We start from the raw sequence: 15221 nt of genomic DNA on the forward strand, positions 1-15221 counted from the left end.
GACTCACCTGTGACTATCGCAATCAACTACGGAACCGCTACCAATGGCCGCACCTACTTCGCCGACTGGCGCGCGGACTTCATCAGCGGCAACCACCCGGACAACACCGGTGGTTTCTACCCGGGCTCGCTGAGCGGTACCCAGTACGCCCTGTCCAGCGGCGTTGAAGGCCACACCGCAGGCTTCATCGCCGGCGGCTCGCTGAACTACACCCTGTTCTCGCCGCCGGCCCACACCCTGTATGGCCAACTGGACAGCCTGGGCTTCGGTGATCAGATCGTTAAAGGCGGTTCCGGCTATGGCTTCAACACTGGCCCGGAACTGTCCATCACCGGCCTCAACCTGACCGGCACCCAGACCGCCAACAACATCGTGCACAAGGTCGTCTACGGCCTGATGCAGGGCACCACCACCGAGCTGGAAGCCGTGCTCAACGCCAACAACCTGTCGATCACCGGCAGCTCCGGCGCGGACACCGTCACCGGCTACAACGGCAACGACACCCTGACCGGTGGCGCGGGTGTGGATAACTTCTTCTTCGGCGTGAACGGCGCGGCCACCAGCTTCGGCAACGACACCGTCACCGACTACGTCAGCGGCGAGAAGATCCAGATCTCCAACTCGCTGTTCGCCAACTACAGCGCCTTCACCGCCGCCGGCGGCACCGTGGGCAGCGTGGGCGGCAACACCGTCATCGACACCAACGGTCACGGCACCATCACCCTCACCGGGGTGACCAGCTTCAGCACCAGCGATCTGCAATTCGTCGCCTGACGAAAGCAAAAAGCGGATGAAAGATCGCTCTTCCATCCGCTCCGTTACCACGTCGTCACAGCCCTCGCTTGCAGGCCGGCTGTGACGGCGCCGAATTCTGAAAGGCGCCCGGGGGCACGTCAATGCCCGCCGGGCGCATGTCGCAGGAGCTAAGTCGGTCATGGCCACACAACAGCAGGGCCCGCGCAACGAGATCCTCACCGCGCTGGGGCTGTTCCGGTCGAGTTTTCGCAGCGTCGGCATCTTCACCGCCGTCATCAACCTGCTGATGCTCGCCCCGGCGCTCTACATGCTGCAGGTCTACGACCGGGTGCTGGCTTCCGGCAACACCATGACCCTGGCCATGCTCACGCTGATGGTGCTCGGCCTCTTCGCCTTCATGGGGCTGCTGGAGTACGTGCGCAGCTTCGTGGTTATCCGCATCGGTGCACGCCTCGACATGCACCTCAACGAGCGGGTCTACAGCGCGGCCTTCGAGTCCAGCCTGAAGAGCGGCGACCAGGCCGCCGCCCAGGCGCTGAACGACCTCACCACCCTGCGCCAGTTCGTCACCGGGCCCTCATTGTTCGCCTTCTTCGACGCGCCCTGGTTCCCCGTCTACCTGGGGGTGATCTTCCTCTTCGACCCCTGGCTCGGGCTGTTCGCCCTGGTCGGTTCGCTGATCCTGGTGCTGCTGGCCTGGCTCAACGAGCGGGTGTCCGCCGAGCCCCTGGCCGCCGCCAGTCGCCTGTCGATCCGCTCCTCCCAGCAGGCCGGCAGCAGCCTGCGCAACGCCGAGGTGATCGAAGCCATGGGCATGCTCGCGGCCCTGCGCAGCCGCTGGTTCGCCGGCCACGGCGAGTTCCTCCGTCAGCAGAACCTGGCCAGCGAGCGCACGGCGATGATCGGCGCGCTGTCGAAGATCGCCCGCATCGCCCTGCAATCCCTGGTGCTCGGCCTCGGCGCCTGGCTGGCGGTGATCGGCCTGGTGACGCCGGGGATGATGATCGCCGGCTCCATCCTCATGGGCCGGGTGCTGGCGCCGCTGGATCAGCTGATCGGCGCGTGGAAGCAATGGAGCGCCGCGCGCCTGGCCTACCAGCGCCTGGTGGCGCTGCTCCAGGCCCACCCGCGCCGGCCCCAGGCGATGCCGCTGCCGGTGCCCGAGGGCAACCTGAGCGTGGAGCAGCTCAGCGCCGCTGCGCCGGGCAGCCGCATTCCCGCCCTGCTCAACCTGGGCTTCGCCCTGCCGGCCGGGGAAACCCTCGGTGTGCTCGGCCCGTCGGGCTCCGGCAAATCCAGCCTGGCGCGCCTGCTGGTGGGCGTCTGGGCACCCCAGGCGGGCAAGGTGCGCCTGGATGGCGCCGACCTGCAGCAATGGGACAAGGGCGCCCTCGGCCCTTACCTGGGCTACCTGCCCCAGGATGTACAACTGTTCGCCGGCAGCATCGCCGAGAACATCGCGCGCTTCGCCGAAGTGGACGCGGAGAAGGTGGTGGCCGCCGCGCGCCTGGCCGGCGTGCATGAACTGGTATTGCGCATGCCCCAGGGTTACGACACCCCGCTGGGTGACGGCGGCAACGGCCTCTCCGGCGGGCAGAAGCAGCGCATCGGCCTGGCCCGGGCGCTCTATGGCCTGCCGGCGCTGATCGTGCTCGACGAGCCCGACGCCAACCTCGACGAAGCCGGCGAGCAGGCGCTGCTGGCGGCCATCGCCGAACTGCGCCGCCGGCGGCGGACCCTGGTGATGGTCACCCACAAGCCCTCGCTGCTGGCCGGTGCCGACAAGCTGCTGGTGCTGCGGGGCGGGCAGATGCAGGCCTTCGGCCCGGCGGCGCGGGTCTGGCAGGACCTGCAAGGACGGCCCGCCACCCCGGCGGCCGCGCCCCTGCGCGCGGCCCCGAGCCTGAGCGTGAGCTACGCCAGCGGCCCCGCCGCTCCGGTGCAATCATGAGCCTGCATGCAGTGGAAAAGGCCCCCGAGCCGACCCTGGCGCCGGTGCTGCCCCTGGACGAGCGCCGCTTCACCCGCCTCGGCTGGTGGCTGGTGCTGCTGGGCTTCGGCGGCTTCATGGCCTGGGCCGCGCTGGCGCCCCTGGACAAGGGCGTGCCGGTCTCCGGCAGCGTGGTGGTCGCCGACAGCCGCAAGGCCGTGCAGCACCCCGGCGGCGGCGTGGTGGAGCGCATCCTGGTGCGCGACGGCGACACGGTGCAGGCCGGCCAGGTGCTGGTGCAGGTCAACGCCACCCAGGCGCGGGCGCAGCGGGAATCCTTGCATGCCCAGTACCTCGGGGCACGCGCCGCCGAGGCGCGGCTGACCGCTGAACGCGATGGGCTGGCAACCATCACCTTCGCCGACGACCTGCTGGCCAGCGAGAGCGAGCCCCGCGTCGCCGCCAGCCTGGCCCTGCAACGCCAGCTGCTCAGCAGCCGGCGCCAGGCGCTGCGCATGGAGCTTTCGGCCATCGATGAAAGCATCGCCGGCACCCAGGCCATCCTCCAGGGCCTGCGCGCCTCGATGGCGAGCAAGGAGGCCCAGCGCGACACCCTGGAAGAGCAGCTGCGCGGCCTGCGCGACCTGGCCCGCGACGGCTACATCGCCCGCAACCGCCTGCTGGAGAACGAGCGCCTGCTGGCGCAGATCAACGGCACCCTCTCCGAGGACCTGGGCAATATCGGCCGCCTGCAGCGCCAGGTGGCCGAGCTGCGCCTCAACGCCGGCCAGCGTCGCGAGGAATACCAGAAGGAAGTGCGTGGCCAGCTCGCCGAGGAGCAGGTACGCGCCGAGGACCTGGCCAACCGCCTGCGCGGCGCCGAGTTCGAGCTGGCCAACACCCAGGTACGCGCGCCCAGCGGCGGCGTGGTGGTGGGCCTGAGCGTGTTCACCGAGGGCGGGGTGATCAGCCCCGGGCAGAAGCTGATGGAGATCGTCCCCCAGGACGCGCCCCTGCTGGTGGACGCCCAGGTGCCGGTGGACCTGGTGGACACCCTGCAACCCGGCCTGCCGGTGGAGCTGATGTTCGTCGCTTTCAACCAGAGCCTGACCCCGCGGGTGGAAGGCCGGGTGACGCTGGTTTCCGCCGACCGTCTGCAGGACGAGAAGACCGGCATCCCCTACTACCGCATGCGTGTGCAGGTGAGCGACGAGGGCATGCACAAGCTGGCCGGCGTGCAGATCCGCCCCGGCATGCCGGTGGAAGCCTTCGTACGCACCGGCGAGCGCTCGCTGCTCAACTACCTGTTCAAGCCGCTGACCGACCGCGCCCACGTCGCGCTGACGGAGGAATGAGCCCGATGCGCCTGCTGTTCGCCCTCTTCCTGCTGTTGCCCGTGTTCCCCGCTAGCGCCCTGGAGCTGCGCGACGCCTATGCCCTGGCGTTGCGCAACGACCCGACCTTCCACGCCGCCCTCGCCGAGCGCGACGCCGGCCAGGAGGAACGCATCATCGGCCGCGCGGCGCTGCTGCCCAAGCTGTCCTACAGCTACAACAACGGCCGCAATGACTCGAAGGTGACCCAGTCCACCGTGATCGGCGACATCACCAACGAGCGGGACTACCGCAGCTATTCCTCCACCTTCACCCTGCAGCAGCCGCTGTTCGACTACGCCGCCTGGGCCGAGTACCGCCAGGGCGAGGCCAAGGCGCTGCTGGCCGACGAGCGCCTGCGCAGCCGCAGCCAGGAGCTGGCGGTGCGCTTGTTCAATGCCTACAGCGAGGCATTGTTCGCCAGCGAGCAGATCGCCCTCGCCCAGGCCCAGCGCCGCGCCTATGCCGAGCAGCTGCAGCTCAACCAGCGCCTGTTCGAGGCCGGCGAAGGCACCCGCACCGACCTGCTGGAAACCCGCGCCCGCTACGACCTGGCCCAGGCCCAGGAGATCGAGGCTGTGGATAACCTCGATGCGGCCCTGCGCGAGCTGCAGGCCATCGTTGGCGAGCCGCTGGACATCCAGGACCTGACGCCCCTGGCCGAGGGCTTCCACGTCCAGCCGCTGCAGCCGGCGCGCTTCGAGACCTGGCGCGACCTGGCCCTGGCCAGCAACCCCGAGCTGGCCTCCCAGCGCCACGCGCTGGCCGCCGCCAGCTACACGGTGGAGCGCAACCGCGCCGGCCACCTGCCCACCGTCAGCGCCTACGCCAGCACCAGCAAGACCAGCTCCAGCTCGGAGAGCACTTACAACCAGAAGTACGACACTGACAGCATCGGCATCCAGATCAGCCTGCCGCTGTTCGCCGGCGGCGCCGTCTCCGCCTCCACCCGCCAGGCCGCTGCCGAGATGGAGCGCGCCAGCCATGCCCTGGATGCGCAGACCGCCGAGACCCTCAACCAGCTGCGCAAGCAGTTCAATCTCTGCGTCAGCAGCGGTGCCAAGGTGCGTGCCTACGAGCTGGCGGTGGAATCGGCCAGCACCCTGATCGAGGCCACCAAACGCAGCGTGACGGGTGGCGAGCGGGTCAACCTCGATGTGCTCAACGCCGAGCAGCAGCTCTACAGCGCCCGTCGCGATCTGGCCCAGGCTCGCTACGGCTACCTGCGCGCCTGGTTGCAGCTGAAGTACCACGCCGGCCTGCTGGAGGCGGGTGACCTGGACGTGCTGGCCGGGTATTTCCAGGCCCGTGGCTGACCCCGGACCTGGTTCCATACCCGGATGTAGTCCGGGCTTCAGCCCGGGGAAAACCGTTCGGAATATTTTTTACTGAGTTTCATTCGCTGAAACGTCATCCAGTGCAAAGCCCGGCCGATCGACCGGGCAGGCCAACCCGAATCGAGACATCGTCATGACCGCTTCCCAGTCGCAACTCTCCCATCCCCTGCGTTCCCAGCGCCTCAACCAGCTCACCCACGAGCCCCACAGCCGCCTGGACGCCCTGGTGAAGAGCCACGACCCCTTCGGCAACCGCGAGAACTTCGCGCGCTTCGTCGCCGCCCAGTACCTGTTCCAGTACGACCTGGCCGCGCTCTATGCCGATGCCGAGCTGGGCCTGATCTTCGACAACCTCGCCGCTCGCGCCCGCCACGAGCAGGCGCGCCTCGACCTGGCCGACCTGGGCCAGGCCGTGCCCGAGGGTGACGAGAGCGTGCGTGGCGCCAAGCACCCGCTGGGTGCCGCCCTGGGCTGGCTGTTCGTTTCCGAGGGCTCCAAGCTCGGCGCCGCCTTCCTCTACAAGCGCGCCGAGGCGCTGCAGCTGTCCGACAGCTTCGGCGCCCGTCACCTGGGTGACCCGGAAGGCGGTCGCGCCCAGGGCTGGAAGAGCTTCGTCGCCACCCTCGACGGCATCGAACTGGACGCCGAGCAGGAGCGCCACGCAGAGGCCGCCGCCATCGCCGCCTTCAACCGCTTCGCCGATCACCTGGAACGCTGCTTTGCCTGAGGCCGTTGCGCGGGGGCCGCTGCGCTGGTTGTGGCAGGCCCTCGCCTACCTGTTCATCGGCCTGGCGCTGCTGGGCGTGGTGCTGCCGGGGCTGCCCACCACCGAGTTCGTGCTGCTGGCGGCCTGGGCGGCGGCCAAGGGTTCGCCGCGCCTCAGCGCCTGGCTGGAGAACCACCGCCTGCTCGGCCCCTCGCTGCGCAACTGGCGCAACGGCGGGGTCATCACCCGGCGCACCAAGGTCGTCGCCAGTACCAGCATGTGCCTGGGCCTGACGCTGATGGCCTGCACCGTGCCGCACCTGCCGTCGGTGGTCATGGCCGGCGTCGGCATGGCCATCGGCGCCGCGTGGATCTGGTCGCGCCCGGAGAGGCTGCCCGACGCAGGCTGAAGGCCCGCACCCTGGCGCCGTTTCGTAGGTCGGGTGAAACCCGACGACCGAGCACGGTGCACACGCGGGTTTCACCCGCCCTACGGTATTGATCGACGCCGTTCCGCGCCCACAAAAAAGCCCGCTCGATGAGCGGGCTTTTTCATGACCGGGAAGCGATCAGAACGCCGGAACCACGGCGCCTTTGTACTTCTCGAGGATGAACTGCTTCACCTCGGGGCTGTGCAGGGCCTTGGCCAGTTTCTGCATGTCGGCGCTGTCCTTGTTGTCCGGGCGGGACACCAGGATGTTCACGTAGGGCGAGTCGCTGCCTTCGATGGCCAGGGCGTCCTTGGTGGGGTTCAGCTTGGCTTCCAGGGCGTAGTTGGTGTTGATCAGGGCGAGGTCGACCTGGGTCAGCACGCGCGGCAGGGTGGCTGCTTCCAGCTCACGCACCTTGATGCCCTTGGGGTTCTCGGCGATGTCCTTGGGGGTGGCGGTGATGCTGGTGTTGTCCTTCAGCTTGATCACGCCGACCTTGTCCAGCAACAGCAGCGCACGGCCGCCGTTGGTGGCGTCGTTGGGGATGACCACCGCGGCGCCCTGGGGCAGCTCGTCGAGCTTCTTGATCTTGGTGGAGTAGGCACCGAAGGGCTCGATGTGCACGCCGGCGACGCTCACCAGCTGGGTGCCCTTGGCCTTGTTGAACTCATCCAGGTACGGCTGGTGCTGGAAGAAGTTGGCGTCCAGGCGCTTCTCGGCGACCTGCACGTTGGGCTGCACGTAGTCGGTGAAGACCTTGATCTTCAGGTCCACGCCTTCCTTGGCCAGCTGCGGCTTGATGAATTCGAGGATTTCCGCGTGGGGCACCGGGGTGGCGGCTACGGTCAGGGTGTCGGCCTGGGCGGAGAGGGCGGCGAAGGCGGCAGCGGCCACCAGCAGTTTTTTCATGGAACGCTCCTTATGAGAATGCGAGGGCCGGGTCGGGGTGGACGCCGGCCATCCTTTCACTTGCGCGAGAAATGCACCACCAGCTTGTCGCCGATGGTTTGCAGGATCTGGACGAGCACCAGCAACAGCACCACGGTGACCACCATCACGTCGGTCTGGAAGCGCTGGTAGCCGAAGCGGATGGCCAGGTCGCCCAGGCCGCCCGCACCCACCACGCCGGCCATCGCGGTGTAGGACACCAGGGTGATGGCGGTGACGGTGATGGCGGCGATGATGCCCGGGCGCGCTTCCGGCAGCAGGGCGTTGACCACGATCTGCCGGGTGGTGGCGCCCATGGACTGGGTGGCCTCGATGATGCCGCGGTCCACCTCGCGCAGGGCGGTTTCCACCAGGCGCGCGAAGAACGGCGTGGCGCCCACCACCAGCGGCGGGATGGCGCCGGCGACACCCAGGGAGGTGCCGGTGATGAACACGGTGAAGGGGATCATCACGATCAGCAGGATGATGAAGGGCAGCGAACGCAGCACGTTCACCACCAGCGACAGCAGGCTGTAGAGGGCGCGGTTCTCGAACAGCTGGCGCGGGCTGGTGAGGAACAGCAGCACGCCCAGGGGCAGGCCCAGCAGCACGGTGAACAGCAGGGAGCCGCCCAGCATCAGCAGGGTGTCCAGGCTGGCCAGCCAGATTTCGAACCAGTCGATGTTGGCGATGAGCTCGTTCATCAGCGCAGGACCTCCAGGTGCACGTCCGCTTCGCGGAAGCAGGTCAGCGCGGCCTCGATGTCGCCGCCGGTGAGGGCCAGGGTCAGCTGGCCGTAGGGGGTGTCCTTGATGCGGTCTATACGCCCCGCGAGGATGCTGTAGTCGACGCCGGTGCGGCGCGCGACCGTGCCCAGCAGCGGCGCGTAGGTGGCCTCGCCGCGGAAGGTCAGGCGCAGGATGCGGCCCTGGACGTGGGCGAAGTCGTCACGCTGCTCGCCTTCGTCCACCTGCTCGTCTTCCTGGACGAAGCGCTGGGTGGTGGGGTGCTGCGGGTGGAGGAACACATCCGCCACTGGGCCCTGCTCGACGATGACGCCGGCATCCATCACCGCGACGCGGTCGCAGACGCGACGGATCACGTCCATCTCGTGGGTGATGAGGACGATGGTCAGGTTCAGCTCGCGGTTGATCTCCGCCAGCAGCTGCAGGACCTGGCCAGTGGTCTGCGGGTCGAGGGCGCTGGTGGCCTCGTCGCAGAGCAGGATCTTCGGCTGGGTGGCCAGGGCGCGGGCGATGCCGACGCGCTGCTTCTGGCCGCCGGAAAGCTGGGCGGGGTACTTCTTCGCGTGATCGCTGAGGCCGACGCGGGCCAGCAGCTCGGCGACGCGGGCGTCGATCTCGCTGCGCGACAGCTCGCCGGCCAGCTTCAGCGGCAGGGCGACGTTGTCGGCGACGGTCTTGGAAGACAGCAGGTTGAAGTGCTGGAAGATCATGCCGACGCGCTGGCGGAAGCGGCGCAGGCCTTCGGCGTCGAGGGCGGTGACGTCTTCACCGGCGATGACGATGCGCCCGCCGCTGGGTTCTTCCAGGCGGTTGATCAGGCGCAGCAGGGTGCTCTTGCCGGCGCCGGAGTGGCCGATCAGGCCGAACACCTCGCCCTGCTCGACGCGCAGGTCGGTGGGCTGCAAGGCCGGAATCTCGCGGCCTTCGACGCGATACGCCTTGTGGACGTCATGGAATTCGATCACGGGGGAAACCTTGTGGGTTCTCGGGGGCCGGATGGGGCCTAAAAAGCCGAGTAGTTTACCTGTTCACGCATAGGCGCCGAAAATCTTTGTCGGCCTATGGCTATAGCCAGTTGGAATAAGAATGGAAGTGCGCGCGTCCCGCCATCGTCACGCCATGGCGGGGGTGAACGCGGGTTCCACCCGCCCTACGGATCGGCGTTGCGTGACGTAGGTCGGGTGGAGCCCGGCGCGCGCGGGCCGGGGCCTCAGCTCTTCGGGCTAAGCACCAGGTTCGGCACCTTGGCGGGGTCGACGCTGTGGTCCACGCGCAGCTTGTAGCTGGGGTCGAGCTTCTTCACCCGGGCGGAAAGCAGGGCCACGACCCAGGGGTACTGCTTGGCTTCGCGCACCTGCAGGCGCACGCCGCAGTCGAAGGCGACCACGTCGGCGGCGACGGCATCGAGCAGGCTGCGCAGGCGCTCGTTGTCGTCGTTGTCCAGCATCGGCAGCGCCACCTGGTTGGCCACGCGGCGCACAGGCTTGGCGGCTGCAGCCGGCTGGGCCACGGGTGCCGGGATGGCCACCAGCTTGGCGGCCTCGGCGGCCTGGCGCTCCAGGGCGAGGCGCTGCTGGCGGGCCTGCTCGGTACGGGCGGCGACTTCCTTGGCGGCGGCCTGCTCGGTGGCGGTGCGGGCCTGCTCGGCGCGGTCCAGCTCGCTGGCGCGGGCCTGGGCGATGGCGCCGTCGAGACCGGTGGTCAGCGCCGGGGCCTGGGGCATCAGGCTGCGGGCGTGGCTGAGGGCGGTGGTGGCGGTGTCCAGGTCGCCCTGCTGCAGCGCGGCCTGGCCTTTCTTCAGCCAGGCTTCGGTGAGCTGGCGCTGGTACTGCTCCAGGCGGGTGTCGCCGGCGGCGCGCTGCTGGAGGTCCTTGAGCTGGGTTTCGGCGTCGGCCAGTTGCCCGTTGTTCAGGCTCAGGTCCAGCTGACGGAAACTGGTGACCAGATCGTCGGTGGGCAGGCTGGCCACCTGCGGTTTGCTCTGGCACGCGGCTAACAGCAGGGAAATCGCGATAACGGGAAGGTATCGGGTTGCGAACAGCATCATTCCTGCAAGTCTCGTGTTGCTCAAAAAACGCGCAATTCTACACTGCGCGACCGGGCAGGACAAAAGTCGGGGCCACTTTTTTGCCATCTGCGTGCTATCAGACCAGGCGGCCCGCGCGCCGTTCGCCGTTCGTCCTGTATTTCTGCGGCGGCTTCCCTACCATGGTGAACGACAACAATTACACGCTCTGGCGAGGTTCCGATGCAGCCTGACAACAGCCCCTACGACTACCTGATCGTCGGCGCCGGCCCCGCCGGTTGCCTGCTGGCCAACCGGCTTTCGGCCGACGGGCGGCATCGGGTCTTGCTGCTGGAAGCCGGGGGCCGCGACAACCACCCGTGGATCCATATCCCGGTCGGCTACCTCTATTGCATCGGCAACCCGCGTACCGACTGGTGCTACCGCACCGAGGCCGAGCCGGGCCTCAACGGCCGCGCCCTGGGATACCCCCGTGGGCGGGTGCTGGGCGGCAGCTCGTCGATCAACGGGATGATCTACATGCGTGGCCAGGCGGCGGATTACGACCAATGGGCCGCCCTGGGCAACCCGGGCTGGGGCTGGAGCGACGTGCTGCCGCTGTTCAAGCATTGCGAGGACCACCACGGCGGCGCTTCCGAGCACCACGGCGCCGGCGGCGAATGGCGGGTGGAGCGCCAGCGCCTGTCCTGGGACCTGCTGGACGCCTTCCGCGCGGCGGCGGGCGAGACCGGCATCGCCGCGGTGGAGGACTTCAACACCGGCGACAACGAAGGCTGTGGTTACTTCCAGGTCAACCAGCGCTCCGGGGTGCGCTGGAACGCCTCCAAGGCCTACCTGCGCCCCGCGCGCCAGCGCCCCAACCTCACCGTGCTTACCGGCGTCGAGGCCGAGCGGGTGCTGCTGGAGGACGGCCGCGCCCGGGGCGTATTGGCCCGCTGGCAGGGCCAGGCCCGGGAGTTCCGTGCCCGTGAGGTGATCCTCAGCGCCGGGGCCATCGGCTCGCCCACCCTGCTGCAGCGCTCGGGGATCGGCCCGCGCCCGCTGCTGGAGGGGCTGGGCATCGCCGTGCGCCACGAGCTGCCGGGCGTCGGCGGCAACCTGCAGGACCACCTGCAGCTGCGGCTGATCTTCAAGGTCAGCGGCGTGCCGACGCTCAACCAGATGGCCGGCAGCCTCTGGGGCAAGGCCGGCATGGGCCTGCGCTACCTGCTGAGCCGCAGCGGCCCGCTGGCCATGGCGCCGAGCCAGCTGGGCGCCTTCGCCCGCAGCGGCCCGGAGCAGGACCGCGCCAACCTCGAATACCACGTGCAGCCGCTGTCCCTGGAGCGCTTCGGCGAGCCGCTGCACGCCTTCCCGGCCTTCACCGCCTCGGTGTGCAACCTGCGCCCGGCCAGCCGTGGGCGGGTGGATATCCGCGCCGCCGAAGCCAGTGCGGCGCCGTTGATCCAGCCGAACTACCTGAGCGAGGACGAGGACCTGCGCGTGGCCGCCGACGCCATCCGCCTGACCCGGCGCATCGCCGCTGCACCGGCGCTGGCGCGCTACCGGCCGGAGGAATACCTGCCGGGCCCGGCGCTGCAGAGCGAGGCGGAGTTGCGCCAGGCGGCCGGGGCCATCGGCACCACCATCTTCCACCCGGTGGGCACCTGCCGCATGGGCCAGGGCCGCGAGGCGGTGGTGGACGCGCGCCTGCGGGTGCACGGGGTGCCGGGGCTGCGGGTGGTGGATGCATCGGTCATGCCGACCATCGTCTCCGGCAACACCTGCTCGCCGACCCTGATGATCGCCGAGAAGGCGGCACGGATGATCCTGGAAGACGCGGCCACGGGCGCTGCGAAGGCGGCCGTGGCGCAGGCGGTGAGCGGCTAGGCGCGCTTGGGCAGGGCGAAGCTGAGGAGGAACAGCGCTGCCGCCGAGACGACGATGGAGGGGCCGGCGGGGGTGTCCTTGAACCAGGACAGCGCCAGGCCGGCGCACACCGCCACCAGGCCCAGCAGGCTGGCGCCGGCGGCCATCTGCTCGGGGGTGCGTGCGTGGCGCTGGGCGGCGGCGGCGGGAATGATCAGCAGCGAGGTGATCAGCAGCACGCCGACGATCTTCATGGCCACGGCTATGACCACGGCGATCAGCAGCATCAGTGCCAGGCGGATGGCCGCTACCGGCAGGCCTTCGACCCGGGCCAGTTCCTCGTGCACGGTGATGGCCAGCAGCGGCCGCCACAGCGGGATGAGAATCAGCATCACCAGGGCGCTGCCGCCGAGGATCCAGGCCAGGTCGGTGGGGCTCACCGCCAGCAGGTCGCCGAACAGGTAGCCCATCAGGTCGATGCGCACCTCGCTCATGAAGCTCAGGGCCACCAGGCCGAGGGACAGGGTGCTGTGGGCGAGGATGCCCAGCAGGGTGTCCGAGGCCAGCGGCTGGCGCTGTTGCAGGGTCACCAGCAGCACGGCCAGCAGCACGCAGCCGACGGTCACCGCCAAGGTGGGGCTGACATCCAGCATCAGCCCCAGGGCGACGCCCAGCAGCGCGGCGTGAGACAGGGTGTCGCCGAAGTAGGCCATGCGCCGCCAGACCACGAAGGAGCCGAGCGGGCCCGCCACTAGGGCCAGGGCGAGGCCGGCGAGAAGCGCGTTGACGAGGAAATCAGCCATGGTTGCAGTCGGGGCCGTGCTTGTGGACGGGCGTGAAGCGGGTGCCCTCGGGGAAGGTGGGGGTGGCCACGACCTCGCCATGCAGGTCGTGGGCATGGTCGTGATGGTGGTGGTACACGGCGAGGCTCTTGGCGTCCTGGCCGAACAGCTCGACGAAGGCCGGGTCGAAGCTGACCTGCTCGGGGTGGCCGGAGCAGCACACGTGGCGGTTCAGGCAGACCACCTGGTCGGTGGTGCTCATCACCAGGTGCAGGTCGTGGGAGACCATCAGCACGCCGCAGCCGAGGCGGTCGCGCAGGCGGGTGATGAGGCGGTAGAGCTCGGCCTGGCCGGCGACGTCGACGCCCTGCACCGGCTCGTCGAGCACCAGCAGCTCGGGCTGGCGCAGCAGCGCCCGGGCCAGCAGGACCCGTTGCAGCTCGCCGCCGGACACGCTCTGCAATGGGCTGTCGATGACGTGGGTGGCGCCCACTTCCTTGAGGGCGGCCAGGGCGGCGTCGCGGTCCACCCCCGGCACCAGGCGCAGGAAGCGCAGCACGGAAAGCGGCAGGGTCGCGTCCACCTGGAGCTTCTGCGGCATGTAGCCGATGCGCAGGCGCGGCTTGCGCCAGACGCTGCCGCGCTCGGGCTTGAGCAGGCCGAGCACGGTGCGCACCAGGGTGGTCTTGCCGGCACCGTTGGGGCCGATCAGGGTGACGATCTCGCCGGGCTTCAGGCTCAGGCCGACGTCCTGCAGCACCGCCTGGCCGGCGAAGCTGACGCCGACGCCGTCGAGGCGGATCAGCGCGTCGCTCATGCCGCCTCCCGGCAGGTGGCGCAGAGGCCGACGATCTCCACCGTCTGCCCTTCGACGCTGAAGCCCACGGCCTGGGCGCTGGCGACGATGGCATTGCTGATGGTCGGCTGTTCCAGCTCGATGGCGGTCTGGCATTCGCGGCAGATGAGGAACTGGCCCTGGTGGGCGTCGCCCGGGTGGTTGCAACCGACGAAGGCGTTGAGCGAGGCGATGCGGTGCACCAGGCCGTTTTCCAGGAGGAAATCCAGCGCCCGATAAACGGTAGGCGGCGCGGCGCGGCGGCCGTCTTCCTCGGTGAGCACCCCGAGGATGTCGTAGGCGCCCAGCGGCTTGTGGCTGGCCCAGACCAGCTCCAGCACGCGCTTGCGCAGGGCGGTCAGGCGCAGGCCGTCGCGAGCGCAGAGCACCTCGGCTTCGGCCAGGGCATCACGGACGCAATGGGAATGGTCGTGGGGCAGGCAGGCCAGGGGGGCTTTGGTCTTGATGGGCTTGAGCATGGGCGGCGACGTCCGGGCAAAGAGACGTTATTCTATTACGCTTTCGAGCCGGAGTCTGTTCCCGTGTCACGTCTGTTGCCTCTTCTTCTCCTCGCTTGCCTGGCCCTTCCGGCCCAGGCTGACGTGCGCCTGCTGGCCAGCATCAAGCCGCTGCAACTGATCGGCGCCGCCGTGCAGGACGGTGTCGGCACGCCCGAGGTGCTGCTGCCCCCGGGTGCCTCGCCGCACCAGTACGCGCTGCGCCCATCCGACGTGCGGCGGGTGCGTGAAGTGGACCTGCTGTACTGGGTTGGCCCGGACCTGGAAGGCTTCCTCCCCCGCGTACTGGAAGGCCGCAGCAAGCCGGCGGTGGCGGTGCAGTCCCTGCCCGGCATGACCCTGCGCCACTTCGAAGCCATCGGCCACGACGAGCATGAGCACGGGGCCGAGGATGAACACGAGCATGACCACGACCACCGCCCCGGCTCCCTCGACGCCCACCTCTGGTTGCTGCCGGCCAACGCCCGGGTGATCGCCACGCGCATGGCCGCCGACCTGGCCGCCGCCGACCCGGCCAACGCCGCCCGCTACCAGGCCAACCTCAAGGCCTTCGACGAGCGCCTGGGCCAGCTCGACCAGCGCCTCAAGGCGCGCATGGCCGCCGTGTCGGGCAAGCCGTTCTTCGTCTTCCACGAGGCCTTCGACTATTTCGAAGCCGCCTACGGCCTGCGCCACACCGGGGTCTTCAGCGTCGCCGCCGAGGTGCAGCCCGGTGCCCGCCACGTCGCCGCCATGCGCGCCCGGCTGCAACAGGCCGGCCCCAGCTGCGTGTTCAACGAGCCGCCGGTGCGTCCGCGCCTGGCCGAAACCCTGACCGCCGGCCTGCCGGTGCGCCTGGCCGAACTGGACGCCCTGGGCATGCAGGCAACCCTGGATGCCGGTGGCTACGAGAAGCTGCTGGAGAACCTGGGCGACGGCCTGGCCGGTTGCCTGGAAGCGCTCTGAAGGTTCGGACGGAACGCCCGGCGAGGGGGCGTTCCGGCGACTAAGGTGTCATCGAGGATTTT

Annotated in this window: 15 protein-coding genes; 8 read left to right on the forward strand and 7 right to left on the reverse strand. The window is 69.3% G+C overall.

Annotation, left to right across the window (positions count from 1 at the left end):
* The first annotated feature begins 9 nt into the window (after positions 1-9).
* The 6 genes from PI990_RS00425 to PI990_RS00450 all read left to right on the forward strand — a co-directional run bounded on the left by PI990_RS00425 (position 10) and on the right by PI990_RS00450 (position 6511).
* On the forward strand, positions 10-774 hold the full coding sequence (locus PI990_RS00425; protein ID WP_271659543.1) for a heme acquisition protein HasA: 765 nt from the start codon (positions 10-12) through the stop codon (positions 772-774).
* A gap of 160 nt (positions 775-934) precedes the next feature.
* Positions 935-2707 carry a type I secretion system permease/ATPase gene (locus PI990_RS00430; RefSeq protein WP_271659544.1) on the forward strand — a complete coding sequence of 591 codons (1773 nt, stop codon included), beginning with the start codon at positions 935-937 and terminating at the stop codon, positions 2705-2707.
* The gene (locus PI990_RS00435) at positions 2704-4041 is read left to right on the forward strand and encodes an HlyD family type I secretion periplasmic adaptor subunit (RefSeq protein ID WP_271659545.1); all 1338 of its coding nucleotides are present in this window, start codon (positions 2704-2706) and stop codon (positions 4039-4041) included. Before PI990_RS00430 ends, PI990_RS00435 begins: the two co-directional genes overlap by 4 nt.
* Positions 4038-5375 (forward strand): TolC family outer membrane protein, encoded by a 1338-nt coding sequence (locus tag PI990_RS00440; RefSeq protein ID WP_442969309.1) that lies wholly within the window; start codon positions 4038-4040, stop codon positions 5373-5375. Before PI990_RS00435 ends, PI990_RS00440 begins: the two co-directional genes overlap by 4 nt.
* A gap of 154 nt (positions 5376-5529) precedes the next feature.
* Positions 5530-6123 carry a biliverdin-producing heme oxygenase gene (locus PI990_RS00445; protein ID WP_263400263.1) on the forward strand — a complete coding sequence of 198 codons (594 nt, stop codon included), beginning with the start codon at positions 5530-5532 and terminating at the stop codon, positions 6121-6123.
* Positions 6116-6511 (forward strand): YbaN family protein, encoded by a 396-nt coding sequence (locus PI990_RS00450; protein WP_271659547.1) that lies wholly within the window; start codon positions 6116-6118, stop codon positions 6509-6511. Before PI990_RS00445 ends, PI990_RS00450 begins: the two co-directional genes overlap by 8 nt.
* A 159-nt stretch (positions 6512-6670) precedes the next feature.
* On the opposite strand, the gene PI990_RS00455 is transcribed toward PI990_RS00450, so the two are convergent.
* The 4 genes from PI990_RS00455 to PI990_RS00470 form a co-directional block, all read right to left on the reverse strand.
* Positions 6671-7441, reverse strand: coding sequence for a MetQ/NlpA family ABC transporter substrate-binding protein (locus PI990_RS00455; RefSeq protein ID WP_021219863.1), 771 nt, complete (start codon positions 7439-7441; stop codon positions 6671-6673).
* A gap of 56 nt (positions 7442-7497) precedes the next feature.
* Positions 7498-8163 carry a methionine ABC transporter permease gene (locus PI990_RS00460; protein WP_021219862.1) on the reverse strand — a complete coding sequence of 222 codons (666 nt, stop codon included), beginning with the start codon at positions 8161-8163 and terminating at the stop codon, positions 7498-7500.
* The gene (locus PI990_RS00465) at positions 8163-9170 is read right to left on the reverse strand and encodes a methionine ABC transporter ATP-binding protein (protein ID WP_021219861.1); all 1008 of its coding nucleotides are present in this window, start codon (positions 9168-9170) and stop codon (positions 8163-8165) included. Before PI990_RS00465 ends, PI990_RS00460 begins: the two co-directional genes overlap by 1 nt.
* Before the next feature lie 245 nt (positions 9171-9415).
* Complete coding sequence (locus PI990_RS00470; protein WP_043243849.1) at positions 9416-10252, reverse strand: PA5502 family lipoprotein; 837 nt, start codon at positions 10250-10252, stop codon at positions 9416-9418.
* Between the two features lie 201 nt (positions 10253-10453).
* Between PI990_RS00470 and PI990_RS00475 the strand changes: the two genes are divergently transcribed.
* On the forward strand, positions 10454-12100 hold the full coding sequence (locus PI990_RS00475; RefSeq protein WP_271659548.1) for a GMC family oxidoreductase: 1647 nt from the start codon (positions 10454-10456) through the stop codon (positions 12098-12100).
* On the opposite strand, the gene znuB is transcribed toward PI990_RS00475, so the two are convergent.
* Genes znuB through PI990_RS00490 form a run of 3 tightly spaced genes read right to left on the reverse strand, consistent with a single transcriptional unit; the run spans position 12097 to position 14175 of the window.
* The gene (gene znuB / locus PI990_RS00480) at positions 12097-12882 is read right to left on the reverse strand and encodes a zinc ABC transporter permease subunit ZnuB (RefSeq protein ID WP_021219858.1); all 786 of its coding nucleotides are present in this window, start codon (positions 12880-12882) and stop codon (positions 12097-12099) included. The two genes, PI990_RS00475 and znuB, sit on opposite strands and share 4 nt — an antisense overlap.
* Positions 12875-13678: a zinc ABC transporter ATP-binding protein ZnuC gene (gene znuC, locus PI990_RS00485; RefSeq protein WP_021219857.1), complete on the reverse strand. Its 804-nt coding sequence runs from the start codon at positions 13676-13678 to the stop codon at positions 12875-12877. The genes znuB and znuC overlap by 8 nt, the downstream gene beginning before the upstream one ends.
* On the reverse strand, positions 13675-14175 hold the full coding sequence (locus tag PI990_RS00490) for a Fur family transcriptional regulator (RefSeq protein WP_021219856.1): 501 nt from the start codon (positions 14173-14175) through the stop codon (positions 13675-13677). Before PI990_RS00490 ends, znuC begins: the two co-directional genes overlap by 4 nt.
* 63 nt (positions 14176-14238) lie before the next feature.
* On the opposite strand from PI990_RS00490, the gene PI990_RS00495 reads away from it, so the two are divergent.
* Positions 14239-15159: a zinc ABC transporter substrate-binding protein gene (locus PI990_RS00495; protein ID WP_271659549.1), complete on the forward strand. Its 921-nt coding sequence runs from the start codon at positions 14239-14241 to the stop codon at positions 15157-15159.
* The last annotated feature ends 62 nt before the right edge of the window (positions 15160-15221 follow it).

It is taken from the genome of Pseudomonas sp. TUM22785 (assembly GCF_028198105.1).
Taxonomy (GTDB): Bacteria; Pseudomonadota; Gammaproteobacteria; order Pseudomonadales; family Pseudomonadaceae; genus Metapseudomonas; species Metapseudomonas solani.